Source organism: Catenuloplanes japonicus (genome assembly GCF_000717135.1).
GTDB lineage: Bacteria > Actinomycetota > Actinomycetes > Mycobacteriales > Micromonosporaceae > Catenuloplanes > Catenuloplanes japonicus.
The window spans coordinates 63,993-90,094 of the sequence record NZ_JNXY01000046.1 but is presented as its reverse complement, the minus strand read 5'-3'; the positions used below and the strand labels follow the sequence as shown (position 1 = coordinate 90,094).

The window sequence follows — 26,102 nt, the reverse complement described above, 5'->3', positions numbered from 1 at the left end:
GAAGCCGGGCTCACGGCCAGGTGCCGAACGCCGGCAGGACGAGCGCCGAGTGCTCCGGCCGGGTCGTCGCGGAGGGCATGGCGTCGAGACCGCGCAGCATGGTGTCGCGCCGCCGCAGCGCCTCCGCCGTGACCGGGACGAACGTGGACCCACCGGTGTCGACCAGTGCCTGGTTCCGGGCCACGAAACCCCGGAGATCACGCTCGTACGCCGCGAAGGCCGCCGTGTGGAGCGCGTGGGCGAGCAGGTACGCGCCGGCCAACGCGAGGCTCGAGCCCTGCCCGGCGATGAGCACCGTGCGCTCGGCCGTGTTCATGCCCGGACCCCGGGTTTTGTGCCGCGGACGATGAGCAGTGACAACGCGGCCACGAGGCTGGCGGCGGCGAACCCGGCGACGAAGGCCGACTCGCTCGGATGCCCGGTCACCGGGTCGGTCCAGGCGGACAGCATCGCGCCGCCGAGCTGAGCGCCCAGTGCGATGCCGACCACCCGGGTCACCACGAGCAGGCTGGTGGCGATGCCGGTGTCAGCGGTCTCCACGGTGGTGGCGGTGCTGGCGAGCAACGCCGTGGTGCCCGCACCCGCGGCGAACGCGACCAGCACCCTGGCGACGGCGAGCTGCCACGCGTCGGTGTGCACGATGGCCAGGCCGATCAGCGTGGCCGCCGTGACGAGCATGCCCGCCGTGACGACGGCCCGTGAGCCGAACCGGCGTGCCGCGAACCCGCCGACCGAGTCGCTGACCGCGCCGGCGATGACGCCGGGCAGCAGGAGCAGTCCGATGTCGGTGGTGGTGATGCCGAATCCGGGGCCGCCGGCCGGTGCCGCGAACAACTGCGGAATCAGGAACGCCACCATGCCCAGGACGGCGGTGATGACGAAGGTGAGCGCGTACGCGTTGCGCATCACCGGCCTGGCGAGCATCCCCAGATCGACCATCGGCGAGGCGGACCGGCGCTCTACCCGCACCCACGCCGCCGCGAGGGCGGCCACCACCACCGCGACACCAGCAGCCGCGAGCGGGGGAAGGTCGCCGCTCGTCACCACCACCAGCCCCAGCATCAGCGCGAGCAACGTAGCGCTGAGCAGCGCCGCGCCCAGCCAGTCGATCGCGTCGTCCGACGGCACCGGCCGATCGTCCGGCATCAGCCGGGCCACCACCGCAGCCGTCACGGTGACCGCGAGCGTCGGCAGGGCGAACATCCAGTGCCAGGACAGCGCCGCCGAGATCGGCCCGGCGACGGCCGTGCCGACGATGCCGCCGCCGGTGAACAACGCCAGTACCACGCCGATCATCGCCTGCGACCGCCCGGCCGGCAGGTGCGTGCGCACCAGGATGAACGACAGCGGCAGCGCGCCCACCATGACGCCCTGCAGCACCTGGCCCAGCAGCAGCACCGGCAGATTCGGCGCGAGCGAGGCCAGCAGGCCACCGGCCACGACCACGGCCATCAGCCCGGACAGCACCCGCCTGCCGCCGTAGCGGTCGCCGAGCTTCCCGGCGACAGGCGCGACGACCGCGCCGGTGATCAGGAACGCGTTGGCGACCAGCGCACCTTCGGCGGGACTGACCTCCAGCTCACGCTGCAGCAGCGGGAGCGCGGGGTCGACGACCGCCTGCAGGGTGCCGAGAGCGAGGGCCAGGACGCCGAGGGCGGCGATGGACGGCCTTCCCATACGGACCGGGGAGAGCACGGTTTCGGACACGGACAGCCCTTTCATCGACGGCGGGGGAAGAGCACGCCATCAACTCTTCCGTCCGGCGCCGCCCGCGACATCGGTTCCCGTCACCGTCCTCGCCTGGTGCGTCGGCACCAGGTACGCCCGCGCCTAGGTGCTCCTGCACTATGGACACGCGCGACATCGCTGCGTCGTCGTCGGTATCCGGACCAGTGCCAGACGTGCTCGGCAGTGTGGTGGTGGGCAGGTGGCGGATTTCCGCGGTGGTCCGTCCCGCATGGTCGATGCGGGGCGGAAGGATCGATCAGTCCGCGGGTGGGACGATGTCCCGGCCCTGGATCACCGGTCCGTCGACCGTGCCGTCCTTGATCAGGTTGGACACCGGGCCGGCGGCCGGTCGCGGGGGTGAGGCCGGAGCCTGGCCCCCGTGAACGTCGCGGCCCTGGGTCACCGGGCCGGTGAAGTGCCCGCGGTGAATCTGGTTCGTCACGGCCCCGTCGCGATCGGGCGCCGCCGGTGGTGAGGTCGCCGCGCGCCGAGCCCACATCGCGCTGACGACTGCGACGGCGATGCCCGCGATATTCAGGAACAGGCCGAATACGCTCGCCCACCGGTCGGCGTCCTCCAGCCCGGCACGCAGCTGAAAGGCGCCCAGACCGATCAACAGCACACTGAGGCCGGCGCCGATCGCCCATCTACGCCGCATCGTCATCGCTCCATCATGGATTTCCGGGACAAGCCATTCGGTTCACCGCAGCCGGCGTGCCCGGGACGGATTGAACGGCCCGGACTCCATGTCCCGCATCTGTTGGTACCGGTAGGTCGTCGACCAATACCATCGGTAGAGGGTGATGACCACGATCAGGCCGCCGACGGCGCAGATCGCGATCGACTCGAACGCTCCACCCTGCAGGTAGACCCACGCGCCGATGCCGATCACCGTGAAGAGCCACCACCGCAGCCAGACGAAGTACGTGTCGGTGTGGGCGAAGACGTGCTGGTCGATGGCCAGGACCGCCAAGGCGACGAGCCAGCGGGGGCTCTCGGTGAAGGCCAGCCATCCGAGCAAACAAAATCCGCCGAGGTAGAAGCAGACGAAGAAGGCGAATCGCATGAGGAAGGCGAGCCGGGCGGCGCGCAGCATGACCTCCCTGGGCTGCGGGCGGCTCTTCGGCCACAGCAGGTACGTCGGCGACCACCAGATCGGCTGGAACAGCGCGGGCTTCACCTCCTCCTCATCGGTGGCGGCGCGGTAGACGACGACCTCGTATCCCTGCGGCGGCCGCCAGCGGAAGATCGCGGTCGGCGGGGCCGCGTGGAGGTACTGCAGGATCTTCGCCTCTGCCTGCAGTTCCCTGGGGTTGCCGATGGTGACGAGGTACCGGCCGGTGGTGCCGACGAAGATGACCTTCGACGCGAGCCACAGAGCACTGATCAGCAGGTCGGCATCGGTGTTCATCAGCCGAGCAGCCAGTCCACGAGATCCAGCAGGCCAGGGCCGGGCGGGTCGAGGGGCGTGACAGACAGCGCTGTGGCCGTCTCGCCGAGGAGCTGCACGTGCCGTGACGGGTGGTGCTTGAGCGCTTCGGCCAGGACGGCGCCGCCCGCGATGCCGAGCGTCCAGGCGGCAACCCGTCGGCCGTTCCGCGGCCCGGCCGGCGGTGCGGGCAGGCCACCCGCGACCGCCATGGCCGTCAGCAGCGCACCGCCGCGCCGGGGATCGGCCAGGTCGTCGAAGAGCGTGACCATCGCGGAGGAGAACGACCGGTCCGCGACGGTACGCGCGAATGCCTCGGCGGCGGGCCGGGCCTTGGCCCGCTCGCGTGCGACGAGCGCTGCGAGCCGCGGCGACGTCAGCTGGGCGAGCTCACCCTGCCAGCCCGGCGGGAGCCGCTGGGCGGTGACCACCGGCCACAGCGAGAAGACGATCAGGTCGAGGAGGATCTGCTCGATCACCGGCTCGTCCGGCGGAGGGCCGGGCGAGGCCAGGTAGCGGACGATGCCGGCCACGACGAGACGCCGGACCACGTCCCCGCGGCCTTCGCCCTCCGGCCGGCCGGCACCACGGCCGGAGGCGGCGCCGGAGTCCAGGCCGGCCAGCACCAGGTCGAGGCCCCGAAGGTGGGCGCCGCCCGCCGGCTCGCCCGTCTCCGAGACCAGCGTGCGGTAGTCCGCCGCGACCCGGTCGACCCATAGGCGAAGGGTGAGCAGATCGGGCGGGCGGCCGGGCGGGAAGTGGTAGTGGATGTGCCCGGTGAACGAGCCCGCCTGAATCACCGGACCGTGGACGGTGCCATCGGTGATCTGGTTGCGCACCTCGCGTCGCGCCGAGGCTGCCTCGTCGGCGCCAGCACCCATCGCACACCCCCGCCGAAGACGATCAGGATCGACGATAGTCCATGTGCGCAAGCCGCGGGGTCAGGCGTCCTCGCGGTCGCGGTGGGCCTTGCCATCAAGAGAGGGTGGTGCTCGGGTCCCGGTGCGAGCCGGTGGGACTGTTCGCGGGGAGCGGACCGCTGCTGGACACCGCAGACGTGCACGTTCGCGCCTCAGGCCGTCAAGGAGGTTGTCACCGCCGCAGGTGCAGTGTGTGGCGGCGATCGTGGGCTGCCGTGCCACACGCACTTCCCGCCGTGGGCGGACGCCAAGCGGGTCGAGCGGATCGCCAGCCTCGCGTTCCGCCTGGTCGAGGAGGCACACGCCGCGCGGACCGAAGGGCGGCCGTTCATCACCGCGTACGGGCACGACCTCGCCCCGCTCGCCGACGCCGTCGACCGGTGGGCCACCGAGGCGGCCGGGGGACCGCTGGGCCGGGTCAATGCCGTCTATCGCCTGTTCGCCACTCTCACGATGCCGGTCGGAGCGGGAGCCGCAGGTCTGCTCGCAGCGTGGGCAGGAGCTGCGTGCGTCTATGCGACCGGAGGGCTCCTCGTCGTGGCGACCGCCGTCCTGCTGTTGCCCGGGATGTGGCGTCCGTTGCGCCGGATGTGGCCGGCCGGGTCCGAGCATCCGGCGACGGCGGAGCCGGCCTGAGGCCGCTGTCAACGTCCGGTGCCGACCTCGATGTCGAGGCTGTCGTCGTCGGCGAGCTCCGGCGCGGCGGCGACGCAGCCCTTGAGCAGGTCCGGAATGGGAAGGAAACCCTGCTCCATCGTGAACCGGCCGGTGGCGAACTCGTCCAGCAGCTCGATCGATCGGCGCAGGGGATCGGCAACGGCCTCGTCGGTCACGCCGTCGGCCACGGCGCGTAGCTCGGTCGCCGCCCTCGCCGCTGCGGTCTTGACGGGCTCGATGGTCTCCGGCGGGTTCGACGCGCCCGGATGGGTCATGATCGGATGCTGGCCGGCTACCTTCGCGTACGCGTTGAGCGAGGTCACCGCTCTCCTGCATCGTTCCGCGATGGGTAGGCCGGTCGTGGTCGATGTGCTCGCGGCGGGCGACGCGGTCGTCGGAGTGGTGCCCGGATCCGCGACGCAGCCCGCGGTCTGCGTCACGGCGGCGGCGAGGACCGCGGCGACCATCGTCCTTCGGAATGCGATCATGGCGCGACGGTAGGAAGCACGACGGCCCGATCGCCACGGTGCGGGGGCCGGGCTGCCGGTTATGACATCGATACTGCCCCTCCGTGCCGAGAAACGCGGTGACAGCCGGCTCACAGGACGTCGCGGAACCCGGCTGGTGACAATTCCTGCTCAGCGTCCCGGTGGCGGCAGGAGCCCGACGAGCCGGTCGCGACTGGCCTCCGCCGCCTGGGCCAGGGCCGGATAGTCGACACCGACCAGCGCGCCGGCCCACTTTCGCGGCGCGCCGTCCACCAGCACGATCTCGACGTGCGACTGGTTCATGAAGTTCACCACGGTGCCGGTGGCCGGCCCGGCCGGACGGGTGACGACGTCGCCGGTGCGCAGCACCACGAGGTCGGCGCGCGAACCGGGGCGCAGCGTCCCCACCCGGCCGGCCAGGCCGGCGTTCACCGCGCCTCCGGCGGTGGCCGCGCGCAGAACGTCATGGGTGCCGAGCGGCTCGACGTCGGTACCGAAGGCGAGCGTCCGCTGCACCGCCAGCAAGGTCCGCATCTCGGTGAACATGTCCTGCCCGTAGAGCACCTCGTTGTCGCAGCTGATCCCGAACGGCAGCGCGCGGCGGCCGGCCTCGACGACCGCTGAGGAGCGGGCGAACCCGCCGACCGCGTCCGAACGGGGCGCGACGTTGACCGCCGCCCCGCCGTCGACGATCAAGTCCCACTGCGCCGGGGTCAGGTCGGTGCAGTGGTTGTAGGTGTGGTCCGGGCCGATCAGCCCGGTGGCGAACAGGTCGTCGACGCCCGGCACGAAACCGCCGATCTCGGCCACCACGCCAAGGCCCTCCCGGGCGGCGAATGACCATCCGTCCGGGTCCACGGCGAACAGCCGCAACCGCAACAGCTGGTCGTCGCCGGGGAAGTAGGCCTCGCGCAGGCGCAGCAGATCCTGCGCGAAGCCCGGCGGCCGCCCGGTCGCCAGGCCGAGCGCGCACACCGCCCTGATCCCGGTGTCCCGGAGCGCGTCGACCGCGGCCTCGGCGTGCGCGTACGACCGGATGTTGTGGTTGTTGTCGACGATCGTCGTGACGCCGCCGTTCAGCGCCTGCGCCGCGGTCACCCGCTGGCCGATCGCGATGTCCTCCGGTGTCATGTGCGGGCCGACGCCCATCGCGGTCAGCTGCCAGTACTCCGCGATGCCGGCGTCCGGGGCCAGCCCGCGCAACGCGCCCTCCCAGGCATGCACGTGCGAGTCGATCAGACCCGGAATCACGATGCCGCCGGACACGTCGACGACGAGGTCGTTCTCGTTGCGTCCGGCGCCCGGGACCGCGGTGACGTCGACGATGCGGCCGTCCTCCAGCACCACGTCGCCGTGCCGCTCGCCCAGCTCCGGATCCATCGTGAGAACGCGTCCGCCGGTCAGCACGAGACGGCCTCTCCTCGATGCGTGCCACGACAGGACGTCATCCAGCCCCATGGGATCGCCTCTTTCGCTCGGCGGTGCAAGACCCGGAAACGATAGGGCGGCGATCGAGCCCTGGCGGGCCGGATCACCAGAGGCTGTCCCGAAAGGGCAACGTCCGGGCTATCCGGGCAGGCACCCGGCGAGCCGGCTCTCGTCGGCGCTGCCGGGTTCGGCCGAGTAGACCAGCAGGCGAGCCCGGCTCCCGGGCAGGCCGAGCACGTCGCAGTCGAGCCGCATCGTCCCAGCGGTGGGGTGACTCACCAGTTTCGGCTCGGACACGTAGCGGACGGTGTTGCCTTCCGACCACATCACCTCGAAGACCGGTGACAGCTGCCGCAACCCGGCCACGAGTTCGCCGAGCCGGGTATCGGCGGGGTGTTCGACGGCCAGCCGCCACAGGTCGCCGACCAGGGCGCGCTGAAACTCGGGCAGGGGACGGTCGGCCGGTCGAGGACGCCACTGAGCGGAGGAGAACACCTGCCAGACGAGGTTGCGCAGACGATCACCGTCCGGCGCCGGGTCACCCAGCAGGGTGCTCCAACCGGCGTTCCAGTGCAGCAGCCACCAATCGGCCGAAAACACGGCGGCCGGCAATCGCGCGAAGCGGTCGAGCAGCCGGACGGCCTCCGGTGGCACCGTCCGGTCGATTGCCGTCGAGGAGGAGCCCAGACCGGCCGCGTGGTAGAGCAGAGTCCGCCCACCGGGGTCGAGCGTGAGCGCCTCGGCAAGCGCGGCCACCACGGTCGCCGATGGATTCAGGGCCCGGCCTTGCTCGAGGCGTACCACGTAATCGACCGAGATCCCGGCCCGCTCGGCAAGCTCCTCGCGCCGCAGGCCGGGCGTACGCCGGATCGTCGTGGCAGTCCCGTCGGGTCGCGCCCGCCGTCGCAACGTCCGGAGCAGCGGCCGAACGCGTCGGTGGTACTGCCCGTCCTACCGTCGCCGGTTCTCTGGTTGCGCCCCATGCGCCGAACTGTAATTGCTCGCGGCGGCCGATCGCCGTCACGTCATCACCGAGGAGTGTGCTGATCATGCAGGACCTGGACCGGATGCTGGCCGGTGTCGCCGACGGATTCGCGCATGTGGGCGACGTCCGCGCACCCGTGCTGCGTCATCCCTCCGATGTCGGGCTCGTCTACGAGGACGTGACGTTCCCGGCGCTCGACGGAGTGCCGCTGGAGGGATGGTTCATTCCGGCCGAGGGCACCGACCGTCTCGTCATCGCCAACCACCCGATGGGATTCAGCCGGTCGGGACAGCCCACCGATCGGTCACCCTGGAGGGACGAGTGGGGTCCGAGCGGCAACGGTGTGGAGGTCGACTTCCTGCCCGACTACCGGATCCTGCACGATGCCGGATACCACGTGCTCGCGTACGACCTGCGCAATCACGGCCTGAGCGGCGCAGCCCACGGCGGCATCGTGACCAGCGGCTGGCTGGAGTCCCGGGACGTGGTCGGCTCGATCCGGCACGCCCGGCAGCGCGCCGACCTCGCCGGTGTCCGCATCGCCCTGTTCAGCCGGTGCCTGGGCTGCAACTCGACGATGGCCGCGATGCAGCGATACCCGGAGGAGTTCGATGGCATCTCCTGCCTCGTCGGAGCCCAGCCGGTGACCACCCGGATCATCGTCGGTCACCAGTTGCAGCTGGCCGGGGTCCCGGCTGACCGGGTGGAGCAGGCACTGACGGACCTTGACGGGCTGGTTCGCCTCCGGACCAGTTTCGGATGGTCCGACCGGGACAACCACGAGTGGGCGAAGAGCGTTTCCGTCCCGACGCTCCTCTACCAGGTGCACGACGATGTGCTCACCGAACCGACCGATGTGCAGACCCAGTTCGACAACATCCCGGTTGCCGACAAGAGCCTGCACTGGATCACCGGGACGACGGCGCGCTGGGACGGCTACCTCGAGTTCCAGCGGCGTCCGGAGCCGATGCTCGCCTGGATCGACGCGCACTGAGGTGGCCGTGCTGATCGTCGGCGCCCGGCGGCGCCGGTGAGTCGCTCCGCCCGGCATGAACCGACGATGCTTGCCCGACGTCTCGTTGCCACATGGAAGGCAGGGGGCCGTGATGAGCGTCAGTGCGTGGGGACCAGCGCCGTCGAGCTGTGAGGGAAGGTGCATGGCCGACGACCGGCCGGCAGGGAGCGACCGGCCGGTCGTCTCGCGGGCGGCGGTCGAACTCGACCAACGAGGATTCGGGCTGCGGGGCTTCTGCAGCTGGCACCGGCTCGGCTGGCGTTCGGTGCTGCTGCGTGAGTTCACCGCCGCGCCAGTGGCCATCGACATCGACATCCCGGCGATCCCGGATCAGCTTGTGGCAGTGGTGGCGAGCGGTCGCCGGGCGATCGAGTCGCGGCGACCACGAGGTTGGGAGGCAGTGCAGTTCGGGCCGCGGAGCGTCTCGCTGACCGCCCCCGGACGGCCCGGACGGGTGCGGTGGCGTTGTCTCGGCGACTCCCCGCAGCGGGCCTGGCATCTGCATCTGCCCGGCGCACTGATCAGCGAGGCGGCCGCCCATCTGTACGGCCGGGATCTCGCCGCCTCCGACCAGCCGGATGCTCTCATGGTCGAGGACGAGGTCGTCGAGGCGGTGGTACGCGGGGTGGTGGATGCGGCCGCCACGGGCCGCGACGACGCGTACGCCGAGACCGCCGGAGTGTTCCTGGCCACCCATCTGGTCAGCCGGTACGCCGGACGGGACGTGCGGATGCCGTCGGTGGGGAGACGGCGGCTGCAGCCCGCGATCAACTACATTCGCGACAATCTGCACACCGATCTGTCGCTGACCGCGATGGCGGCGGCGGCGAATGTGAGCAAGTTCCATTTCGTGCGGGTCTTCAAGGACGCCGTCGGCGAGACACCGGTGCGTTACCTCACCCGGCAGCGGCTCCTGCGTGCCCGGCGGCTGCTCGCCGACACCGCACTGCCGGTCGGGGAGGTGGCCAAGCGGTGCGGATTCGTGAGCGGTGACCGCCTGCTGGCCGCCTTCACCCGGGAGTACGGCGTCTCGCCGTCGAGATTCCGGTCGGCACGGAACTGATCCCATCCTGATTGCGGATCTCCCGTCGATTGTTGCGGTCCGGCGTGCTGGTGGTTTGCCGCCTCTCCCTCGATGGAACGTCCGCCGGAGCTCACCATGGGAAGGAACGTCATGAACACAGTTTCCGTCGTGCGGCGGATCGGAGCCGTCGGCGTCGCCTCGTACCGGCTGGGCCCGGGTACCGAGGTGGCGCCATACGAGATCAGGTACTTCGCAATCTCGCTCCCGCGTCCCTCCTTCCTGGGGAGGGCGTCATGAGCGGCGAACTGGGCGTCGGCGTCGTCGGTGTCAACGCCGGCGGCGGGTGGGCGCGGGACTCGCACGTGCCCGCGGTGCAAGGGCTGCGTGGTCTGCGGCTGGCGGCGGTGGCGACCCGATCGCAGGAGAGCGCTGAGGCGGCGGCTGCCGCGTTCGGAGCCGGTCGGGCCTACGGGGACCCGTCGGCGCTGATCGCCGATCCCGAGGTAGGCGTCGTGGCGGTCGTGGCGCCCGTACCGGCGCATCGTGATCTTGTGCTTGCGGCCGTCCGCGCCGGCAAGCACGTGCTCATCGAGTGGCCGCTGGGCGTCGACACCCGGCAGAACGCCGAGATCGTGTCGGAGACGGGTGATCCTGGAGTGCACGTGGCGGTCGGCCTGCAGGCCCGCCTCAACCCGGCCGTCGCCCGCCTGCGGCGTCTGCTGGCCGAGGAAGCGATCGGACGAGTGCTCAACGTCACCGTCTTCTCGTCGACGATGGCCTTCGGGCCGAAGGTGCCGCCGGCCGCTGTCTACCTGGAGGACCCCGCCGTCGGCATGCACCTGGCCACCATCCTGCTGGGCCACACGCTGGACCTCACGACGTACCTGCTCGGCACGCTGACCGGGGCGGCCGCCGAGTTCACCACCAGGTACCCCGGCCTTGTGGTCGAGGGCACCGGCGAGCGGTTGACCCGGGTGCTGCCGGACCACGTCCTGGTGCAGGGACGGGTACGGGACGGGGTGCCGATCTCGGTGCAGGTGACCGGTGGGCGCCCGCCCGCCGACACGCCGTTCCGGATGGAGATCGAGGGCGAGGACGGCACGCTGGTGCTTGCCGGCGGAAGCCCGCGCGGCTTCCAGGCCGGGCTGCTGAGACTGGAGCAGGACGGCGAACGGGTCGCCGTCGACGACGGTGAGCTCGGATCGCTGCCCGCCCCGGCGGTCAACGTGGCCGGTGTCTATGCCGCGTTGCGCGACGACGTCCATCGCGGAACGACCACCGCGCCGACAGTGGACGATGCTTTGCGTCTCGCGCGACTGATCGACAGCATCCGGGCATAGCCTGTGGGCGCCGGGGGCGGATCGTCAGATCAGGCGAGCCAGCGCGGCCGCCGAACGGTGACTCGGGTTCGGCCTGATAGGTGACGACGATCTGACCCTCGGTGCCGCCGATGGTCAGCGCCTGACGACGCAGCTCCAGGGGACCGACGGCCGGATGGTCGAACCGCTTCAACTCGTTACCCATCCGCCGTACGTCGTGGTGCGACCACATCTCGCGGAACGGGTCGTCGGTCAGCATCGACTCGATCAGGGCCGCCGTCGCCGGATCGCGAGGATCGCCCTCGGCGCGCAGCGCGGCGGCGGTCTGCGCGGCGATGCCGGCCCAGTCGGGGAACAACGCACGCGCCCCGGGGTGCCGGAACATGCCGTGCACCAGGTTCTGGCCCGGCGTGTAGAGCGGGGCGAGCGCCATCGCGGCCTTGTTCGCGGCCAGCACGTCGAAACGGCGATCCCGGACGTACGCCGGGTGGTGCCACGAGTCGAGAAGCTACTGGACGTCATCGGTGACGATCGTGGACCTGCCCGCCAGTGGTGCCGGGAAGGCCAGCGCACGTAGGTGGGCCGTCTCGTCCGCGTCGAGCCGCAACGCGGCGGCCAGCGCCTGCACCACCTGCCCGGAAGGGTTACGGTCGATACCCTGTTCAAGGCGGGTCAGATATTGCAGGCTGATGCCTGCGAGGCCGGCGAGCTCGTCACGGCGCAGTCCAGGAACCCGCCTTCGTCCGCGCCCGATGCTCGGCGCCGCACCGGCCTGGATCCGCCCCCGGCGGGCCTTGAGGAAGTCGCCGAGGAGGTTTTCGCCGCTCATCCGCCGAGCGTATCCCCAGGAGGGTGCTGGCTACCCGGGCCTGGGCGAGAGACGGTCGAGTCATGAAGACATGGTTCATTACCGGTGCGTCACGAGGTTTCGGCCACGTCTGGGCCCGGGCCGCTCTCGAACGTGGCGACCGGGTCGCCGTCACGGCTCGGAACCTGGACGGAGTCGAAGCGCTGACGGAGGCGTACGGCGGACGGGAGGAGTGGCGGTGGCTGGCCGAGCAGGCGGCGGTGTGAGCGGGCCGGTGCACATCGTGGGGGCCGGCCCCGGCGTCGGCGCGTCGGTGGCCCGCCGGTTCACCCGGGCCGGTCTGGTGGCTCGTGATCCGGGGCGGCTCGGCGGGACGGCCGCGTCGCTCCGGGACGCCGGGATCGACGTGGCGACGGCGGTGGCCGACGCGACCGACCCGGCCGCCTTGACCGCGGCGCTCGCCGAGTTGGCGGAGCGGCAAGGCCCTCCTGAGGTGCTGTGCTTCAGCCCGCTGCCGGACGTGGAGCGGATCAGACCGGTACTGGAGACGACGGCGGCCGACCTCGAAGCAGCCTTGGCCTTGAACGTCGTCGGCGCGGCAGCAGCGGTCCGGTCGGTCCTGCCCGCGATGCGTGCGGCGGGGCGGGGACGGTTGCTGTTCGTGACCGGCAGCGCGGTGGTGAGCCCGAGCCCCGCGCGGGCGGCGTCTGCGGTCGCGGGTTTCGCCGAGAAGTCGTACGTCGATCTGCTCGCCGAGGCGCTGGCCGACTCGCCTCTGGAGGTAGCCCATCTGGTGGTGCAGGGAGCGATCGGCCCCGGGCTGCGGCACGAGCCGGATGCCGTCGCCGACCGGCTCCTCGCCACCCGGCGATACGCCGTGCTCACGTGAGTGAGCGTCGAGGATGCTGGACGACCGGCCGGCTGCGCACCGGCCGGTCGTCCGCAGGCGGGCTCACATGTCCCGGTAGCGCTTCGCCTCGCCGAGCAACCGGCGCACGGTGGCCGTGTCGACCTGTGCTCCCGGCCCGGGGTTGAACTCCCGGTCGTAGGACGGCATCTCGCCGCCCTCACCGAGGTAGGGCCGGGCGTAGAGCGGCGTGTCCCGCTGGAAGCGCCAGCCCTCGGCCAGTGTGCCGGCGTCCACCACGTCGTATCCGATCGCGTCGACGAATCGGGCGACGGTGGCCTTGGCCTGCTCGTCGTCGCCGGCGATGGGCAGCCCCGAACGCTCCGGGTCGCCGGCGGGCCGGGCCAGCTTGACCAGGTGCAGGAACAGGACGTTGCTCAGCGCCTTGATCACGGACGACTCGGGCAGGTGGGCCTGGACGAATTCACCCGTGGTGGTGGACTCGTCGTCCAGGCCGGCGATCTGGTTGCCGGGCCCGGGGTAGTAGTTGGTGCTGTCGATGACGACCTTGCCGCGCATCGCCTCGACCGGGAGCGTACGGTACGCGCCCAGCGGTATCGCGATGACGACGATGTCGCCGGCCTGGGCCGCCTCGGCCGGGGTCGCGGCACGAGCGTGCGGGCCGAGGTCGGCAACCAGCTCCGACAGGGTCTCGGGGCCACGACGGTTGCTGACCACGACGTCATATCCGGCGTCGACCGCCAGCCGGGCGATGGCACCGCCGATCATTCCGCTGCCCAGGATTCCGATTGTTGTTCCAGCCATGAGATCTCAGTCCTTCGACGGTGGTTTTCGCTGCTGGAATGGACTGTAAGATGTCACACTAATGTGAGTATCAAGGGAGTGTGATTGGCGTCATGCCTATCGGGGAATTGTCGCGCAGGACCGGCGTTGCCATCCGTTTACTGCGCTACTACGAGGAGCAGGGCCTCCTGCGGTCGGAGCGCCTGCCCTCCGGGCACCGCCGCTACGATCAGGACGCCCCGCACATCGTCAAGCAGATCCGCATGCTGCTGGCCGCTGGTCTGACCACCGCGGTGATCGCCGAGATCATCCCGTGTATCGAGGGTGAGATGTCGGTGCCGGTCTGCCGGGCCAACCTGCTCCGCAACCAACTCGACGGCCTCGACGAGCAGATCGCCACGCTGAACCGCGCCCGGTCGACGCTTGCCGACCTGATTCCCGCCTGACAGTCGGGGCCAGGAAACGGTCCCCTTTTCTGCCCTTAAAGGCACGGCTCGGTCCTGCTGACTGGTCTCCGGTTAATCAGTGAGGTAACGATGGGACTCTTTCTCATCGAGTCGAGGTCGGGCTAATCTCCTTGGCCACCACACTGTCAGCATGATGCCCCTATCGTTCCGTTTCGTTCAGCAACGAAATGATAGGGGCGGGGTGCTCCCGTCAGGGGTGAGACCAGGGCGGTCCAGCGGTGCCAGGTCCCTGGAAGATCTCGCTGTCCCGGCTCGCGTCGGCGGCGGCCTTGTCGGTGAACACGTAGACACCGCCGTGGCGTCCGCCGGTTCATCGATGTCGGAATGGTCACCGGTGGTCCCCATGCACGGGGCGTGGCCGATGCTGCCATCGGGTCGATCGTCTGAGCCGGGTGCGCCGCGGCCTTGCGCGTGTTCGGCCGGTTCACGGGCCGAGGCGTTCGTGATGTCCTCGTTCACCCTGGTCGATGTCCGGGCGGTACGGCATCCCGCGGTCGCCGTCGTTTGGGAAAGGATGGCCGGTGTCGGTACGTGGGCCTACTTCTGGGAGTGCCTGTGCTCGATGCCACGGAGGGTCATGTTCACGTATCGCTCGATGTCGCCAGTTCGGCCGTCCGGGAGAAGCTGAACGATGCGCACCAGGGCAAGGAACTGGTAAGCGATGTCGGTTGCGGTGATGTCAGTGGCCAGCGTTCGGTCGCGCGTGGAGCGTGTGACGGCCTCGCGGCCGATGTCCGTGAGGTGCTGAACGCATCGCTCCAGGCTGCTGTCGGACACCTCGGTGCTGGCGAGGAGGTCGACCATTGCGCGGTTGCGGGCAAGCTGATCGAGGGCTGCGGTGAAGAATTGTCGTAGGGCGTCGATGGCGGTGAGGCCCGGGGGCAGCATGGACTCGGCGAGCCGGGTCAGGCCGACCCCGGTGATCTCTTGCAGGAGGTGCTCGCGGGTGGGGAAATGCCGGTAGAGAGTGCCGATGCCCACGCCTGCTTTCTTGGCGATCGCGCGCATGTCCGTGCTCAGGCCGTGCTCGCGCAGCATGGTCGTCGCGGCGCTGACGATCCGGGCGCGGTTGGCGACCACGTCGCGCCGCTGTCGCTGCACCTTGGTCATGCAGTGATCCTATCAATACGGAACCTGTGTTCCGTTGTGTGTTAGCCTCGCCAAAACGGAACATGTGTTCCGATGATCGGAGGCGGGCATGAAGACCGTGGTGATCACGGGCGGAACCGACGGCATGGGGGCGGCGCTTGCTCGCCACTACCTCCGGCAGGGCAACCAGGTGACGGTTGTGGGCCGCAGCCGCGCCAAATTCGACGCGCTCGTGACCGCGCTCACCGCCGAAGGCGTGCCGTCGATCGCCGAGCGGGCCCACTTCATCGGTGCCGACCTGTCGCTTGTCGCCGACAGCGAGGCCGTGGTGCAACAGCTCAAGAAGCGTCACGAGCGGATCGACGTGCTCATCCTGGCGGCGTCGTTCATTCGCCAGAAGCGCCATCTCACCGACGAAGGTCACGAGGCGTCATGGGTGCTGTTCTTCATCTCCAAGTACCTCTTCGTCACCGGCCTCGCAGACCGGCTCGCGGCATCCACCCGACCGGTCATCCTCAACACCTCGGTGCCCGGCACCAAGGTGAACGCGATCGACTTCGACGATGTCGAGTCGATCGAAGCCTTCACCTTCGCCAGATCCAACGCCCGGCAACGCCGCGCCAACGAACTCCTCGGGATTCTGGCCACACGCAACCCGAAGGTCAGCTACCTCACCTGGGGGCCGAGCAGACTGGTCAGGACCAGTTTCGCCGGCGACGTCGGTCCGGTGATGAAGTATGCCTCGACCCTGCTCGGGCCCCTGATCGGACAGGAGCCCGACAAGGCAGTTCAACCGCTCATCGCCCTGATCGCCGATCCCCCCGGCGGACGCACCGCATACCGAGGCTCCAAGAGGGTTCGCCTCAACGAAGGCCCCGACGACAACCACGACCTCGATCGCCTCGCCGCGTCGGTCGGCAACGTCAATGCCGACAAGTGACCCGGGGCGAGTAGGCCGGCGAGCATCCGGGGGGCCGAAAAACCCCATGCTGAACCGACCGCAGGGTCGGCTGTCACCGCCAGGCGGCCAAGGTGTCCGGGTGATGGAACATGTAGACGACGTCGTTGAGAGCCCGCGCCGCGGCCGGGTCGACGAGCGTCGCCGCGATCCGGTCCTGCAGGGCCAGTCTGGCGCGGCGGGTCTCCTCGGGCACCGGCGCGTTCGTCAGTGCGTCGAGGCGGGCGCGGTCGTCGCCGGATGACACGTCCCAGGCGGCGTCGACGACGACGTTCTGCAGGCGGAAGTACTCGATCGCCGTGCGGCCGAGGGCGGGATCCGAGGTGAGGTACAGGGAAAGAGCAGCGGCCTGCAATGCCGCGGCCGCGGCCCAGGACGGCGGCGTACGGGAGAGCCAGGAGGTCGCACACGAGGGCCTGCGCGCCGCCCTTCGCCTGGTCGCCGGCCGGCTGGCCGGAATGGGAGCCCTTCGCGACGGCATCGACGAGGCGCGCGCCACCGATCTGTTGTGGATGCACCTCTCCAACACGGCATACTTCCTGCGCACCGATGAACTCGGCTGGTCTCTCGACGAGTCGGAGTCCTGGCTCCATCAGGCACTGCCGGCGGCCCTGCTCGGGTAGGGGCGATCGGCTGATCCGCGCGGAATCGCGTGCCGGCCGGTCATCAGGAGGCCGGTGCCCGAGCCGCGCTCGAACCGGCTTCGAGGTCGGTTCGTGGGCTCGGGCAGCGGGATGCCGGCGGTGGGCCCGGCATTGTCCTGGCTGAGGCCGGGCGTGCGGCCGGGCGTGCGGTCAGGTCAGCCGCTGACGATGGCGATGTCGTCGACGTAGCCGCGGAAGATGCCGGTGGTGGCGGGCTGGTCGTAGCCGATGCGGATCTGATCGATCGTGCCGCCGGCCAGCGCGCTCAGCGGAACCCGGACGAGATTCCACTGGTTGACGACGAGGCGCCCGCCCTGCCCCTGGAACGCCGGGTGCGCCCGGACGCCGTGCTGATCGGTCGCACCGGAGTCACGCAGGCTCCGGCCGTCGCTCAGTGAGAGGTCGAGGGCGACGGACGTGGCCGGATACTGCGGGTAGATCCAGTAGGTGAGCGTGGTGTCGGCGGCGATCGGGACGTGCACGTCGAACACCCTGTTGTACGAGTAGGACTGGGTCGCGCTGAGGTCGTTGCCGGAGAACATGAGGGCGTAGGTCCCGCCGTGCGCGGTCTCGGCGCGCCGGCCGGACTGCATGGCGGTCAGCCCGCAGCAGAAGCCGCCGACGTTGACGCTGGCCACGACGCTGTCGGTCCAGGTGAGGGGCGGTGCGGCATCGCCGAAGTCGGTACGGAACAGCGGCCAGTCCCGGCCGGCGCCGAGGACCGGGCGTAGTCCGGTGTGCCACAGGCTCGCGAGTTTGGCGTACCCGCCGTCGGTGGGGTGGATGGTGTCCGAGCCGATGTCGGCCGCGGTGAGGGTGGTGTTGAGGTCGACGAGCCGCACGTGGTGTCCGGCCTGGGCCTGGGCTTGGGCGATCGCCGGGAGCTGGGCGTTGAATTCGCGCACCCGGGCGTCGTTCGTCGCGTTGCCGGACGGGACGAGCGTGGAGAACAGGACGGTGGCGGTGGGGCGGGCGGCGACGATCTGATCGAGCAGGTCGCGCAGTCGTCCCGGGGCGTTCGGCAGATCCCGGTTCTGCAGGGTGTCGTTGGTGCCGACGTTGAGCAGCACCACGTCGGGCTGGGCCGCGGCGAGCCATGCGTCGGCACCGGCGGCGATCTGGTCGATGCGGTAACCCGGATGGCCCTCGTTGTCGCGGTCGGTCATGGTGCCCGACTGCTGCGAGCCGACGAAGTCGATCGCGAGTCCGGCGTCGACGAGGTGCCGACGCAGGTGCTCCCGGTATCCGTTGCCGTCGGACGAGGAGGTGCCCCAGGTGATGGACGCGCCGAGCGGCATGATGCGGACGGGGGTGGCGGCTCGGGCGGGTGTGGCCACGACCATGCTCGCGGCCGTCACGAGGACGGCCATGGTCAGGCGTCGAAGGATCATGGATCTCCTGTCCGTTGCATCCAGGTCACGCAGTTGCAATAGATGATTGCAAATATTGTGCCGGGATTCCGGAGAGGGCGGGTGCTCTGCGCTACCGGACTCATCGTCTGCACCTAGAGGCAGTCTTCGATCGGTTCCGGTGGGGCGTTCCGCATGGAAGGTCAGGTCTGGCGGGTGTGGAGTTCGCGGAACCGGCCCGGTGCCACGCCGTACTTGCGGCGGAAAGCGGCCGTGAAAGCGAACGGTGTCGAGTAGCCGGCGCGGCGGGCGATCGCCGTCAGCGGTGCCGCGGACTCCTGCAGCAGCCCCGCCGCCGATGTCATGCGCCAGTCGATCAGATACGCCATCGGGGACATGCCGACGGCGTCGCGGAAACGGCGGGTGAAGCTCGCCCGGGACATGCCGGCCATCTCGCTCAGCTGCTGCACGGTCCACGCGCGCTCGGGGTGAGCGTGGATCGCGGCCAGCACCTCGCTGACGCCCGCGTCGATTCTCGGGTCCTCCCGCAGGCCGAGGCGGTGCAGGATGTGCACCACGACCAGGTCGATGAGCGCGGCCCGGATCGCGTCGCTGCCGACGGCCGGCTTGTCGAGGTCGGCGGCCAGCACGTTGATCATCATGCGCAGTTCGGGATGGCGGTCGTAGTCGGGCGTGAACGCCACCACCGGCGGAATCCGCCGCAGAAAGGCCGGCACCCGGCCCTGCGGGAATTGATACGCCCCGCAGAGGAACTCGAAGTCGACCGGTGTTGACGGGGGCGGTGCGGGCGGGTCCGCCGGGGTCAGCTCACGCAGCGTGCACGGATGGCGGGCGATGCCGTGCTCAGCGCCCGCGGCGATGAAGACGATGTCGCCCGGTCGCAGGTGAACGGGGGTCTCCCGCTCGGTGATCAGCCAGCAGTGACCTGTGCGCATCACGTGGAAGCCGAGCAGCGGTATGGCAGGGAACCTGATCCCGGTGGGTCCCGCCCCGGCCACCCGCCGTCCGTAGGCCGTGCCGACCCGCACACTGCTGATCGCCGCGGTGATCATGTCCACCTGATCGATGGTATCCGCACGCTTATGTCAGCGATCCGGGCGCGCATGGCCGCCGGGCCGTCGCGATGCTGAGATCAATCGGTGATCGACATCCTCGCCGCGAACGCGGAAAAGACCGAACAGCGACGCCGGCCGACTGCCGAGAGTGTGCAGGCCGCCCGGGAGGCCGGTGCGTTCGCACTGGGCACGCCGGTCGAGTACGGCGGCCGTGGCGCCGGCGCCACCGAGGTGGCCCGCATGTTGACGACGATGGGCCGGGCCTGCCCGTCCACCGCCTGGATCGCCGCCACCAGCCTGACCGGCAAGGTGCTGGCCGCCCGATCGGGGGACTTCGGGGACCGGGCGCGGGCGACGATGTTCGCCGATCCGGACGCGCTGTTCTGCGGGACGGGCCGCCCTGGGGGCCACGGCGAGCGCGGTGCGGAGCACGTACGGATCAGTGGCCGTTGGTCATCGGTCTCCGGTTGCGAGGACGCGGAGTGGGCGGCCCTGGCCACCATGGTCGACGGCACGTTTTCCATGGCGGTGATCCCGATGGCCGACCTCACCGTCGACCGCGACTGGGACGTGGCCGGCATGCGCGGTACCGGCAGCCACACCGTGGTGGCCGAGGGCGTTCTGGTCGACGCCGACTTCGTGACCCCGCTCAAAGCACCCCCGACCGCGGCGTCCCGGCGGCTTTTCGGTGTCGCCCACCTGGCCCCCGTTGTCGGTGCGACCTTCGCGGCCCTCGACCTGACGGTGGCGATGTTCGCCTCGAGCCGCAAACCCTTCATGACCTCCTACGCCAGCATGGGTGAATCCCCCGGCGCCCGGCACTGGCTCGCCGAGGCCGCCACGCTGAGCGAACGCGCCGAGCGCACCATGCTGACCGTGGCCGCCGAGGTCGACGAGAGTGCCGCCCTGAACGACCGCGACGCCGGCCGGATGGCCCTGAACCTGGCCGACGCCGCCCGTGACTGCCGTCAGGCGGTGGACCTCATGCTGGACCTGCACGGCACGGGTGCGTTCGCCACCAGGAATCCGCTGCAACGCCTGTGGCGTGACGTCGCGGTCGGCAGCCGTCACTTCCACCTCAACCGCTACCTCGCGGTGGAGGGCTACGGCGCACTTCTGGCCGGCTGACCCCGTCCATCGAGGCGTGGCGGCCGGTACGGCGTACCCGTTGATGAAGGTTCCCTGAAGGTGATCTTCGGATACTCGGTGGATGGAACAGATCGCGGTGGTGCTGCGCGCGACGGACGCGCTCACCGGGGAAGGGCTCGACGGGCTGCTGAGCGGGCGGCCGGGCATCGTGATCCGGCGGGAGGTGGCCGGCGCGGCGGTCGTCGTGGTCGCGATCCGACGGCTGACCACCCGGGCGCTCGGTCTCCTGCGCCGGTTCCGTGCCGAGTCGGGCGTGCCGATCGTGCTGGTCGGCGACGAGATCGGCGAGTCGGAGCTGCTGGCGGCGATCGGCTGCGGTGTGGTGGCGATCATCCCGCGACGGGCCGTGACCGCCGAGCGTCTGGCGCACAGTGTGACGGTCGCGGCGTCCGGCGGCGGTGTGATGCCTCCGCATCTGGTCGGTGGGCTCCTCAAACACATCGAGCGGCTGCAGAGCGACGTGCTCGCCTGGAACGATGCGAACCCGTCCCGGTTGTCCGCGCGGGAGACGGAGGTGCTCCGGTTGCTCGCCGACGGGCTGGACACGGTGACGATCGCCGGGCGGCTTCGCTACTCCGAGCGGACGGTCAAGAACGTCATCCATGGTTTCACCCGCCGCCTCCAGCTGCGCAATCGTTCGCACGCGGTCGCTTACGCGGTACGAGCGGGTTTGATCTGACCCGCCTGCGGATCAGCGGCCGTTCCTGGGCCGCGCGGGGCAGGTCGTCGCGGTCGACGTCGGGGTCGGTGGCGCGTCCGGGCAGCGCCGGGCGCACGCGGGCCAGGAGCATGTGGAAACGGTCCAGCCAGGCGGGCGGGGCGGTGCGCTCCCGGAAGACGGCGTGGGCGACCTCGGCGGCGGACTCGTAGGAGCCGCGCCGTTCGTGGGTGCGCGCGATCAGCCAGCGCATCTCGGCCTCCAGGTCACGGTCGGTCGTGCGGGTCGCCACCCAGGTCGCGGCCACGATCGTGTCGCCGTGCAGGCGGTGCTGGACGCGGGCCGTCCACGCCGTCAGGTGCAGGCGGTCGTCCTCGGGCATCAGCTCGGTGCCGGCGCGCTGGAGCGCGGACAGCGCCACGCCCGGGGCACCGGCGGACAGGCGGGCGACGACCGTGAGCAGCCAGGCGCGGACCGGGGCGTCGAACGGTACGCGGCCGTTCAGGTATTGCGCGGCGACGCGTTCCGGTGAGGCGCCCGCGGCCGCGAGCCGTTCCGCGGCCGTGCGGTGCAGCATGACGCGCAGCACGACCGGCGCGCCGTCGTGCAGCGTGCGGGCCGCGACCGGCGCCCGGAACGCGACGCGGTCGCCGGACCTGGTCAGCACGCCCGCGGCTACCGCGGGTGCGAGGAGCGTGTCGAGCTCCTCGCGGGGGAGCGCGGTCGCCGTGGACAGTTCGCCGAGGTCGCACTCGCCGGTGCCGGTACCGGTGGTCAGCGTGGCGATCGTGCGTAGCGCCTGGCGGGCGGCGGGGGCGAGCGGGGCGAGGTGCGCGGCGGTGACCGGTTGCAGGTCCGCGCCGGTGGCCAGCGCGCGGACGTAGCCGGCGTGACCGCCCGCGTCCGCGATCAGCCGTCGCAGACGGTCCGGGCCGAGCGGTTCCGGCGCGACCGATTGCGCGAGCGCCCTCGCCTCCCGGTCGTCGAGCATGCCGGGCCGGACGAGTGCGCTGTTCAGCGCCGCCCGCCGATCCATCGTGACGCGACGCAGCTCGGTCAGCCGGTCCCGTTCCGCGGCGGCGAACGGCCCCGGAACCCCGGCGAGCGGCTCGGTGTCACCGGCGTCCGGCAGGAGGCCGCCAGCCGACCGGCCCGGCGCGTCCTCGGCCCACAGCCGCAACGCCGCGTCCAGTTCCGCGGCTTCCGCCGTCGGATCGCCGTCCGTCCGGTGCCGTCGCGCTTGTTCGCGGAGCGCCTCGAAGCGGGTGACGTCGATCGCGTCCGGCGGCAGCAGGAGCGTGTAGGTGCCGCCGCCGGACGACAGCACGTCCCGGTCCGGGCCGAGCGCCGCCCGCAGGTCCGACACGTAGGTGTAGAGGCTGCCCGTGGCGCTGACCGGTGGATCCTCGCCCCAGACCGCCGCGATCAGCTCGTCGCGCGTGACCGCGTGCCCGGCCTGCAGCGCGAGCGCCGTGAACACGGCCGTCCGCCGTCCGCCGCCCAGCACGACCGGCCCGCCGTCGCGCGCGATCGTGACCGGGCCCAGCAGTCGTACCCTCATGGTCGCTCCTGGAGATTTTCTGAAGTGCCGTCGTGCACTGTGCGGGAGTGGGACACGTCGACGTGGTGGTGAACGCGCCGGATCCGCTGTACCGGGAGGGGCTGCGGCGGCTGCTCGACGCCTATCCGGGCCTGCGGATCGGTGAGCGGCACGGGGACGTGCTGGTCGTGGCCGCGGAGCTGCTGACCGCTGACGTGGTCGGCATGCTGCGGCTGCATGCGGTCGAGAATGCCACGCCGGTGGTCCTGGTGCTCGGCGAGCCCGGTGCGGACGAGGCGCTGGCGGACTGCCGTGTCATGGCGGTGCTGTCGCCGCATGCGCTGACCGCGGACGTGCTCGGCCGCGCGGTGCTGGACGCGCTGAACGGTACCGTCCGGGCGGGTGTGCCGGACGGGGACGGCGGGCCCGCGTTCACGGAGCGGGAGCTGGACGTGCTGCGCCTGCTCGCCGAGGGGCTGGAGACGGACGAGATCGCGGTGAAGCTGGCCTACTCGGAGCGGACCGTCAAGAACGTGATTCACGGCATCAACCACCGGTACGGTCTGCGGAACCGGTCGCATGCGGTCGCGTTCGCGCTGCGTACCGGCGTGATCTGAATCGTTCACAGCGCATAGGTGGTGAACCAGCCCGCGACCACCGACGACGCGCGCAGCCCCGGCACCTCGGCCGGGCGGAGCCGGTCCGCGGTGTCCCCGCTGCCGAGTTGCCCGGTGCCGTTGAACCCCCAGCAGGAGACCACCCCGCCGGTACGGACCGCGCAGCTGTGCGCGAACCCGGCCGTGACCGACGTCCACCCGTCCGTGCCGACGCGCACCGGCCGGTCGCTGTCCGCGGTGGTGCCCTGCCCGAGCTGCCCGTGCCGGCCGTCCCCCCAGCACCACAGCGTGGTGTCGTCACGCAGCGCGCACACATGCCGTTCGCCGAGCGTGACCGCCGTCCATCCGCCCTGGTCGCCGACCCGGGTGGGCGTGTCGCGGGACGCTGTCCCGGCCGTGCCGAGCTGACCGTGGTCGCCGAGTCCCCAGCACCACAGCGAGCCGTCGGCGCGCAGGCCGCAGCTGGTCCCGCCGCGGACGGACACGGCGGTCCAGCCGGTGTCGGTGCCGACCGGCAGCGGCGCGGTCGCGTTGGCGTTCCCGCCGACGCCGAGCTGGCCGTACCTGTTCTGTCCCCAGCACCACAGTCGTCCGCCGGACGTGATCGCGCAGGTGTGCGTCTCCGACGTCGCCACGTGCTCCCAGTCGTGCCGGTCGCCGATCCGGACCGGTTCGTGGCGGTCGTTCGTGTCGCCGGTGCCGAGCACGCCGGTGTCGTTGTCGCCCCAGCACCACAGGCTGTGGTCGGCCGCGATCGCGCACGAGTTGTACCGGCCGGTGGCCACGCCGGTCCAGGTGCCGCCGGGACGTACCGGGGTGAGGTCGGGCCGCTGGACGACGTCGCCCAGCCCGAGTTGTCCTTGCCCGTTGGAGAAGCCGCACCACAGCGTGGCGTCGTCACGCAGCGCGCACATGCTCAGTCGTCCCGGCGCGACCTGCCGCCAGCCGTCGCCGAGCGTGTCGACGCCTGCGGTGACGAAGCCGAGCTGGCTGTCGGAGTTGTAACCCCAGCACCACAGCGTCCGGTCGGTGCGCACCGCGCAGGTGCCGGTCGACGCCGTGGACACGGCCGCCCAGCCGGTGGGTTCGCCGGCCGCGGCGGGTCTGCGGCGGGTCGCGAAGTCTCCGGTGCCGAGGTCGCCGCGGAAGTTGTCGCCCCAGCACCACAGGCTCTCGTCGGCGCGGATGCCGCAGGCCGCGTCGATGCCGGTGGACACGGTCCGCCAGAGTCCGCCGACGCGGGTGGGCGCGGCGCGGTCGGTCTCGTCGCCGACGCCGAGCCGTCCCGCGCGGTTGCCGCCCCAGCACCACAGTTCGCCGTCGCCGCGCAGGCCGCACGCGTACAGGTCGCCGGTGCCGGCCGCGGTCCAGCCGGTGTCGTCGCCGACCCGGGTCGGTGCGGCGCGGTCGGTTGCGCTGCCGGTGCCGAGCTGGCCGTGGTCGCCCCGGCCCCAGCACCACAGTGAGCCGTCGACCCGGATCCCGCAGGTGGTGGTCGTCCGCACGGACACGTCCGACCAGCCGTCGTCGCTGATCAGGGCCGGTGTGCTGCGGTTGCGGGTGTCGCCGGTGCCGAGCTGGCCGTCCGTGTTGTAACCCCAGCACCACAGGCTGCCGTCGTCGCGCAGCGCGCACACGTACCCGTTTCCGGCCGCCACCCGCGTCCAGCCGGTGCGGTCGCCGACCCGGGTCGGCTCGGCGCGTTCGTCGAGGTCACCGACGCCGAGCTGGCCGCTGCCGTTGTGCCCCCAGCACCACAGCGACCCCTCCGCGTGGATGCCGCAGGTGAAGGAACGCCCGGCGGACACGGCGAGCCAGGTGTCCGTGCCGACGCGGACCGGGCCGTACACCTCGTCGCCGGTCACGCCCACGCCGAGCTGGCCGCTCTCGGTCGCGCCCCAGCACCACAGGCTCGCGTCGTCGCGGAGCGCGCACGTGTGGACCGGCCCGGTCGACAGCGACGCCGGGTCCCAGGTCGCGTCCGTGCCGACGCGTGCGGGCACGGCCTGCGGCCGGAGGTCCGCGCCGAACCGGGTCAGTACCGCCGCCGGTCCCGTCCCGCTCCCGTTTCCGTTCATCAGCGGGTACGCGAGCGCCAGCGCGGCCAGCACGGCCACCGCGACCGCCCCGGCGATGATCGGCGTCCGGCGGATCCGGCGGGTTCCCGCGGCCGGGGGAGCGGGCCGGGTCAGGTCGGAGGTGGCGTCGCCGGTCGCCATCAGCCGGTCGAGCAGCTCCCGCGCCGTCGGCCGGTCCTCCGGGCGTTTGGCCAGCGCCGCCGCGACGATCGGCCGGAGCGCCTCCGGCAGCCCGGTCAGGTCCGGCTCGTGGGTGAGCACGCGCGCGGCGGTCGCGGCCATCGAGTCGGCGCGGAACGGTGACCGGCCCAGGCCCGCGTACGCGACCACCGCACCCCAGGCGAACACGTCCGCCGCCGGGGTCACGCCGCCCTCCGCCTCGAACCGTTCCGGCGCCATGTAGTCGACGGTCCCGACGAGCTGGTTGGTCCGGGTGTGCCGGCTGGCGCCGGTGACGGCCCGCGCGATCCCGAAGTCGATCACCTTGAGGCTGCCGGGCGGGAGCAGCACGTTCTCCGGCTTCAGGTCGCGGTGGATGACGCCCGCGCCGTGGATCGCGGACAGCGCGGTCGCCACGCCCACCGCGGTGGCCCGCAGCGCCGACGCGCGCATCGGCCCCTCGAGCATGACCACGTCGGCCAGGCTCGGCCCGTCCACGAACTCGGTGACCAGGTACGGCGTCTCGTGCTCCGGGTCGGCGTCGAGCACCTCGGCCGTGCAGAACGGCGGCACGGTCCGTGCCCGGTCGACCTCGGACCGGAACCGCTGCCGGAACTGCGGGTCCTCGCTCAGTGACGCGTGCATCGCCTTGACCGCGACGTACCGGCCGCCGGACTCGGCCAGGAACACGGTGCCCATGCCGCCGCGGCCGAGCACGCCGAGCAGGTCGTACCGCCCGAGCGTGACCGGGTCGGTCCGCCGTAGCGGTTCCATGCGGGGCGCACTCACGATGTCTCCTCGGGCCGGTCGGAACTCACGCGAACAAGACGACCGGATCACGCGAGATGTTCATTGTTGAGACGAGA

At 71.3% G+C, this 26,102-nt stretch carries 28 protein-coding genes and 1 pseudogene; 12 read left to right on the top strand and 17 right to left on the bottom strand.

The annotated features are described in order from the left end of the window. Positions 1–10: 10 nt before the first annotated feature. The 5 genes from OP04_RS45285 to OP04_RS45265 form a co-directional block, all read right to left on the bottom strand. Positions 11–316, bottom strand: a complete 306-nt coding sequence (locus OP04_RS45285) for a hypothetical protein (protein ID WP_033346235.1) — start codon at positions 314–316, stop codon at positions 11–13. Continuing rightward, positions 313–1,707, bottom strand: coding sequence for an MFS transporter (locus OP04_RS45280; protein WP_033346268.1), 1,395 nt, complete (start codon positions 1,705–1,707; stop codon positions 313–315). The genes OP04_RS45285 and OP04_RS45280 overlap by 4 nt, the downstream gene beginning before the upstream one ends. Before the next feature lie 277 nt (positions 1,708–1,984). Next, complete coding sequence (locus OP04_RS50865) at positions 1,985–2,386, bottom strand: hypothetical protein (RefSeq protein WP_157241215.1); 402 nt, start codon at positions 2,384–2,386, stop codon at positions 1,985–1,987. A gap of 42 nt (positions 2,387–2,428) precedes the next feature. Then, positions 2,429–3,139 (bottom strand): hypothetical protein, encoded by a 711-nt coding sequence (locus OP04_RS45270; RefSeq protein ID WP_033346234.1) that lies wholly within the window; start codon positions 3,137–3,139, stop codon positions 2,429–2,431. Beyond that, positions 3,139–4,038, bottom strand: coding sequence for a hypothetical protein (locus OP04_RS45265; RefSeq protein ID WP_033346233.1), 900 nt, complete (start codon positions 4,036–4,038; stop codon positions 3,139–3,141). Before OP04_RS45265 ends, OP04_RS45270 begins: the two co-directional genes overlap by 1 nt. A 228-nt stretch (positions 4,039–4,266) precedes the next feature. On the opposite strand from OP04_RS45265, the gene OP04_RS45260 reads away from it, so the two are divergent. Continuing rightward, entirely contained in the window at positions 4,267–4,713 is a 447-nt protein-coding gene (locus tag OP04_RS45260) for a hypothetical protein (protein WP_033346232.1), read from the top strand. Between the two features lie 8 nt (positions 4,714–4,721). Here the strand turns inward: OP04_RS45260 and OP04_RS45255 are convergent, their stop codons facing one another. The 3 genes from OP04_RS45255 to OP04_RS45245 form a co-directional block, all read right to left on the bottom strand. Further along, positions 4,722–5,222 carry a hypothetical protein gene (locus OP04_RS45255; protein ID WP_157241213.1) on the bottom strand — a complete coding sequence of 167 codons (501 nt, stop codon included), beginning with the start codon at positions 5,220–5,222 and terminating at the stop codon, positions 4,722–4,724. A gap of 150 nt (positions 5,223–5,372) precedes the next feature. Beyond that, positions 5,373–6,680 carry an amidohydrolase family protein gene (locus tag OP04_RS45250; RefSeq protein WP_085067294.1) on the bottom strand — a complete coding sequence of 436 codons (1,308 nt, stop codon included), beginning with the start codon at positions 6,678–6,680 and terminating at the stop codon, positions 5,373–5,375. Between the two features lie 108 nt (positions 6,681–6,788). Then, positions 6,789–7,559, bottom strand: coding sequence for a helix-turn-helix domain-containing protein (locus OP04_RS45245; protein WP_198154252.1), 771 nt, complete (start codon positions 7,557–7,559; stop codon positions 6,789–6,791). Positions 7,560–7,699: 140 nt separating this feature from the next. Between OP04_RS45245 and OP04_RS45240 the strand changes: the two genes are divergently transcribed. The 3 genes from OP04_RS45240 (at position 7,700) to OP04_RS45230 (ending at position 11,014) form a co-directional block, all read left to right on the top strand. Then, positions 7,700–8,629 carry an alpha/beta hydrolase gene (locus OP04_RS45240; RefSeq protein WP_033346265.1) on the top strand — a complete coding sequence of 310 codons (930 nt, stop codon included), beginning with the start codon at positions 7,700–7,702 and terminating at the stop codon, positions 8,627–8,629. Between the two features lie 163 nt (positions 8,630–8,792). Further along, positions 8,793–9,713, top strand: coding sequence for a helix-turn-helix domain-containing protein (locus tag OP04_RS45235; protein ID WP_051800046.1), 921 nt, complete (start codon positions 8,793–8,795; stop codon positions 9,711–9,713). A gap of 254 nt (positions 9,714–9,967) precedes the next feature. Continuing rightward, positions 9,968–11,014, top strand: coding sequence for a Gfo/Idh/MocA family oxidoreductase (locus tag OP04_RS45230; protein ID WP_033346263.1), 1,047 nt, complete (start codon positions 9,968–9,970; stop codon positions 11,012–11,014). On the opposite strand, the gene OP04_RS55160 is transcribed toward OP04_RS45230, so the two are convergent. After that, positions 10,896–11,450, bottom strand: coding sequence for an MmyB family transcriptional regulator (locus OP04_RS55160; RefSeq protein WP_232323990.1), 555 nt, complete (start codon positions 11,448–11,450; stop codon positions 10,896–10,898). The two genes, OP04_RS45230 and OP04_RS55160, sit on opposite strands and share 119 nt — an antisense overlap. Positions 11,451–11,501: 51 nt before the next feature. Beyond that, positions 11,502–11,822: a helix-turn-helix domain-containing protein gene (locus OP04_RS55155; protein ID WP_198154250.1), complete on the bottom strand. Its 321-nt coding sequence runs from the start codon at positions 11,820–11,822 to the stop codon at positions 11,502–11,504. Between the two features lie 62 nt (positions 11,823–11,884). Here OP04_RS55155 and OP04_RS54210 point away from each other — a divergent pair. Beyond that, positions 11,885–11,989 (top strand): annotated as a pseudogene (locus OP04_RS54210) (short-chain dehydrogenase/reductase); the annotation flags it as partial. Positions 11,990–12,039: 50 nt separating this feature from the next. After that, positions 12,040–12,690, top strand: a complete 651-nt coding sequence (locus OP04_RS45215; RefSeq protein WP_051800058.1) for an SDR family NAD(P)-dependent oxidoreductase — start codon at positions 12,040–12,042, stop codon at positions 12,688–12,690. Positions 12,691–12,753: 63 nt separating this feature from the next. Here OP04_RS45215 and OP04_RS45210 read toward each other — a convergent pair whose 3' ends face one another. Beyond that, positions 12,754–13,473, bottom strand: a complete 720-nt coding sequence (locus OP04_RS45210; protein WP_033346227.1) for an NADPH-dependent F420 reductase — start codon at positions 13,471–13,473, stop codon at positions 12,754–12,756. A gap of 92 nt (positions 13,474–13,565) precedes the next feature. Between OP04_RS45210 and OP04_RS45205 the strand changes: the two genes are divergently transcribed. Next, on the top strand, positions 13,566–13,898 hold the full coding sequence (locus OP04_RS45205; protein ID WP_033346226.1) for a MerR family transcriptional regulator: 333 nt from the start codon (positions 13,566–13,568) through the stop codon (positions 13,896–13,898). 558 nt (positions 13,899–14,456) lie between these two features. Here OP04_RS45205 and OP04_RS50860 read toward each other — a convergent pair. Next, positions 14,457–15,029: a TetR/AcrR family transcriptional regulator gene (locus OP04_RS50860; protein WP_051800045.1), complete on the bottom strand. Its 573-nt coding sequence runs from the start codon at positions 15,027–15,029 to the stop codon at positions 14,457–14,459. 88 nt (positions 15,030–15,117) lie between these two features. Here OP04_RS50860 and OP04_RS45195 point away from each other — a divergent pair, with 88 nt between their 5' ends. After that, positions 15,118–15,948, top strand: a complete 831-nt coding sequence (locus OP04_RS45195) for an SDR family NAD(P)-dependent oxidoreductase (RefSeq protein WP_033346225.1) — start codon at positions 15,118–15,120, stop codon at positions 15,946–15,948. A gap of 73 nt (positions 15,949–16,021) precedes the next feature. On the opposite strand, the gene OP04_RS50855 is transcribed toward OP04_RS45195, so the two are convergent. Then, positions 16,022–16,321 carry a hypothetical protein gene (locus OP04_RS50855; protein WP_051800044.1) on the bottom strand — a complete coding sequence of 100 codons (300 nt, stop codon included), beginning with the start codon at positions 16,319–16,321 and terminating at the stop codon, positions 16,022–16,024. On the opposite strand from OP04_RS50855, the gene OP04_RS54205 reads away from it, so the two are divergent. Further along, the gene (locus tag OP04_RS54205) at positions 16,290–16,589 is read left to right on the top strand and encodes a hypothetical protein (protein ID WP_157241211.1); all 300 of its coding nucleotides are present in this window, start codon (positions 16,290–16,292) and stop codon (positions 16,587–16,589) included. The two genes, OP04_RS50855 and OP04_RS54205, sit on opposite strands and share 32 nt — an antisense overlap. 176 nt (positions 16,590–16,765) lie before the next feature. On the opposite strand, the gene OP04_RS50850 is transcribed toward OP04_RS54205, so the two are convergent. Further along, the gene (locus tag OP04_RS50850; RefSeq protein WP_085067291.1) at positions 16,766–18,001 is read right to left on the bottom strand and encodes an SGNH/GDSL hydrolase family protein; all 1,236 of its coding nucleotides are present in this window, start codon (positions 17,999–18,001) and stop codon (positions 16,766–16,768) included. A 161-nt stretch (positions 18,002–18,162) separates the two neighbouring features. Continuing rightward, on the bottom strand, positions 18,163–19,032 hold the full coding sequence (locus OP04_RS45175) for an AraC family transcriptional regulator (protein ID WP_232323993.1): 870 nt from the start codon (positions 19,030–19,032) through the stop codon (positions 18,163–18,165). Positions 19,033–19,119: 87 nt separating this feature from the next. On the opposite strand from OP04_RS45175, the gene OP04_RS45170 reads away from it, so the two are divergent. Together OP04_RS45170 and OP04_RS45165 are read left to right on the top strand one after the other, a co-directional pair. Next, positions 19,120–20,163 carry an acyl-CoA dehydrogenase family protein gene (locus OP04_RS45170; RefSeq protein ID WP_033346222.1) on the top strand — a complete coding sequence of 348 codons (1,044 nt, stop codon included), beginning with the start codon at positions 19,120–19,122 and terminating at the stop codon, positions 20,161–20,163. Between the two features lie 82 nt (positions 20,164–20,245). Then, positions 20,246–20,863: a helix-turn-helix transcriptional regulator gene (locus OP04_RS45165; RefSeq protein ID WP_033346221.1), complete on the top strand. Its 618-nt coding sequence runs from the start codon at positions 20,246–20,248 to the stop codon at positions 20,861–20,863. Here OP04_RS45165 and OP04_RS45160 read toward each other — a convergent pair. Further along, on the bottom strand, positions 20,793–22,403 hold the full coding sequence (locus OP04_RS45160; protein WP_033346220.1) for an AfsR/SARP family transcriptional regulator: 1,611 nt from the start codon (positions 22,401–22,403) through the stop codon (positions 20,793–20,795). The two genes, OP04_RS45165 and OP04_RS45160, sit on opposite strands and share 71 nt — an antisense overlap. A gap of 47 nt (positions 22,404–22,450) precedes the next feature. Here OP04_RS45160 and OP04_RS45155 point away from each other — a divergent pair, with 47 nt between their 5' ends. Next, positions 22,451–22,999 (top strand): response regulator transcription factor, encoded by a 549-nt coding sequence (locus OP04_RS45155; protein ID WP_033346219.1) that lies wholly within the window; start codon positions 22,451–22,453, stop codon positions 22,997–22,999. 5 nt (positions 23,000–23,004) lie between these two features. Here the strand turns inward: OP04_RS45155 and OP04_RS50845 are convergent, their stop codons facing one another. Further along, a complete protein-coding gene (locus OP04_RS50845) occupies positions 23,005–26,025 on the bottom strand; it encodes a protein kinase domain-containing protein (protein WP_157241209.1) in 3,021 nt (1,006 codons plus the stop codon). Positions 26,026–26,102: the final 77 nt, after the last annotated feature.

What these genes read in the sequence shown, in the direction of transcription:
- OP04_RS45235 (WP_051800046.1), top strand. Translation starts at nt 8,793, where the DNA reads ATGGCCGACGACCGGCCGGCAGGGAGCGACCGGCCGGTCGTCTCGCGG.
- OP04_RS45205 (WP_033346226.1), top strand. Translation starts at nt 13,566, where the DNA reads ATGCCTATCGGGGAATTGTCGCGCAGGACCGGCGTTGCCATCCGTTTA.
- OP04_RS50865 (WP_157241215.1), bottom strand. Translation starts at nt 2,386, where the DNA reads ATGCGGCGTAGATGGGCGATCGGCGCCGGCCTCAGTGTGCTGTTGATC.
- OP04_RS45255 (WP_157241213.1), bottom strand. Translation starts at nt 5,222, where the DNA reads ATGATCGCATTCCGAAGGACGATGGTCGCCGCGGTCCTCGCCGCCGCC.
- OP04_RS50860 (WP_051800045.1), bottom strand. Translation starts at nt 15,029, where the DNA reads ATGACCAAGGTGCAGCGACAGCGGCGCGACGTGGTCGCCAACCGCGCC.
- OP04_RS45165 (WP_033346221.1), top strand. Translation starts at nt 20,246, where the DNA reads ATGGAACAGATCGCGGTGGTGCTGCGCGCGACGGACGCGCTCACCGGG.
- OP04_RS45265 (WP_033346233.1), bottom strand. Translation starts at nt 4,038, where the DNA reads ATGGGTGCTGGCGCCGACGAGGCAGCCTCGGCGCGACGCGAGGTGCGC.
- OP04_RS45230 (WP_033346263.1), top strand. Translation starts at nt 9,968, where the DNA reads ATGAGCGGCGAACTGGGCGTCGGCGTCGTCGGTGTCAACGCCGGCGGC.
- OP04_RS45285 (WP_033346235.1), bottom strand. Translation starts at nt 316, where the DNA reads ATGAACACGGCCGAGCGCACGGTGCTCATCGCCGGGCAGGGCTCGAGC.
- OP04_RS50850 (WP_085067291.1), bottom strand. Translation starts at nt 18,001, where the DNA reads ATGATCCTTCGACGCCTGACCATGGCCGTCCTCGTGACGGCCGCGAGC.
- OP04_RS45175 (WP_232323993.1), bottom strand. Translation starts at nt 19,032, where the DNA reads ATGATCACCGCGGCGATCAGCAGTGTGCGGGTCGGCACGGCCTACGGA.
- OP04_RS45160 (WP_033346220.1), bottom strand. Translation starts at nt 22,403, where the DNA reads ATGAGGGTACGACTGCTGGGCCCGGTCACGATCGCGCGCGACGGCGGG.
- OP04_RS45195 (WP_033346225.1), top strand. Translation starts at nt 15,118, where the DNA reads ATGAAGACCGTGGTGATCACGGGCGGAACCGACGGCATGGGGGCGGCG.
- OP04_RS45270 (WP_033346234.1), bottom strand. Translation starts at nt 3,139, where the DNA reads ATGAACACCGATGCCGACCTGCTGATCAGTGCTCTGTGGCTCGCGTCG.
- OP04_RS55155 (WP_198154250.1), bottom strand. Translation starts at nt 11,822, where the DNA reads ATGAGCGGCGAAAACCTCCTCGGCGACTTCCTCAAGGCCCGCCGGGGG.
- OP04_RS45210 (WP_033346227.1), bottom strand. Translation starts at nt 13,473, where the DNA reads ATGGCTGGAACAACAATCGGAATCCTGGGCAGCGGAATGATCGGCGGT.
- OP04_RS45240 (WP_033346265.1), top strand. Translation starts at nt 7,700, where the DNA reads ATGCAGGACCTGGACCGGATGCTGGCCGGTGTCGCCGACGGATTCGCG.
- OP04_RS45250 (WP_085067294.1), bottom strand. Translation starts at nt 6,680, where the DNA reads ATGGGGCTGGATGACGTCCTGTCGTGGCACGCATCGAGGAGAGGCCGT.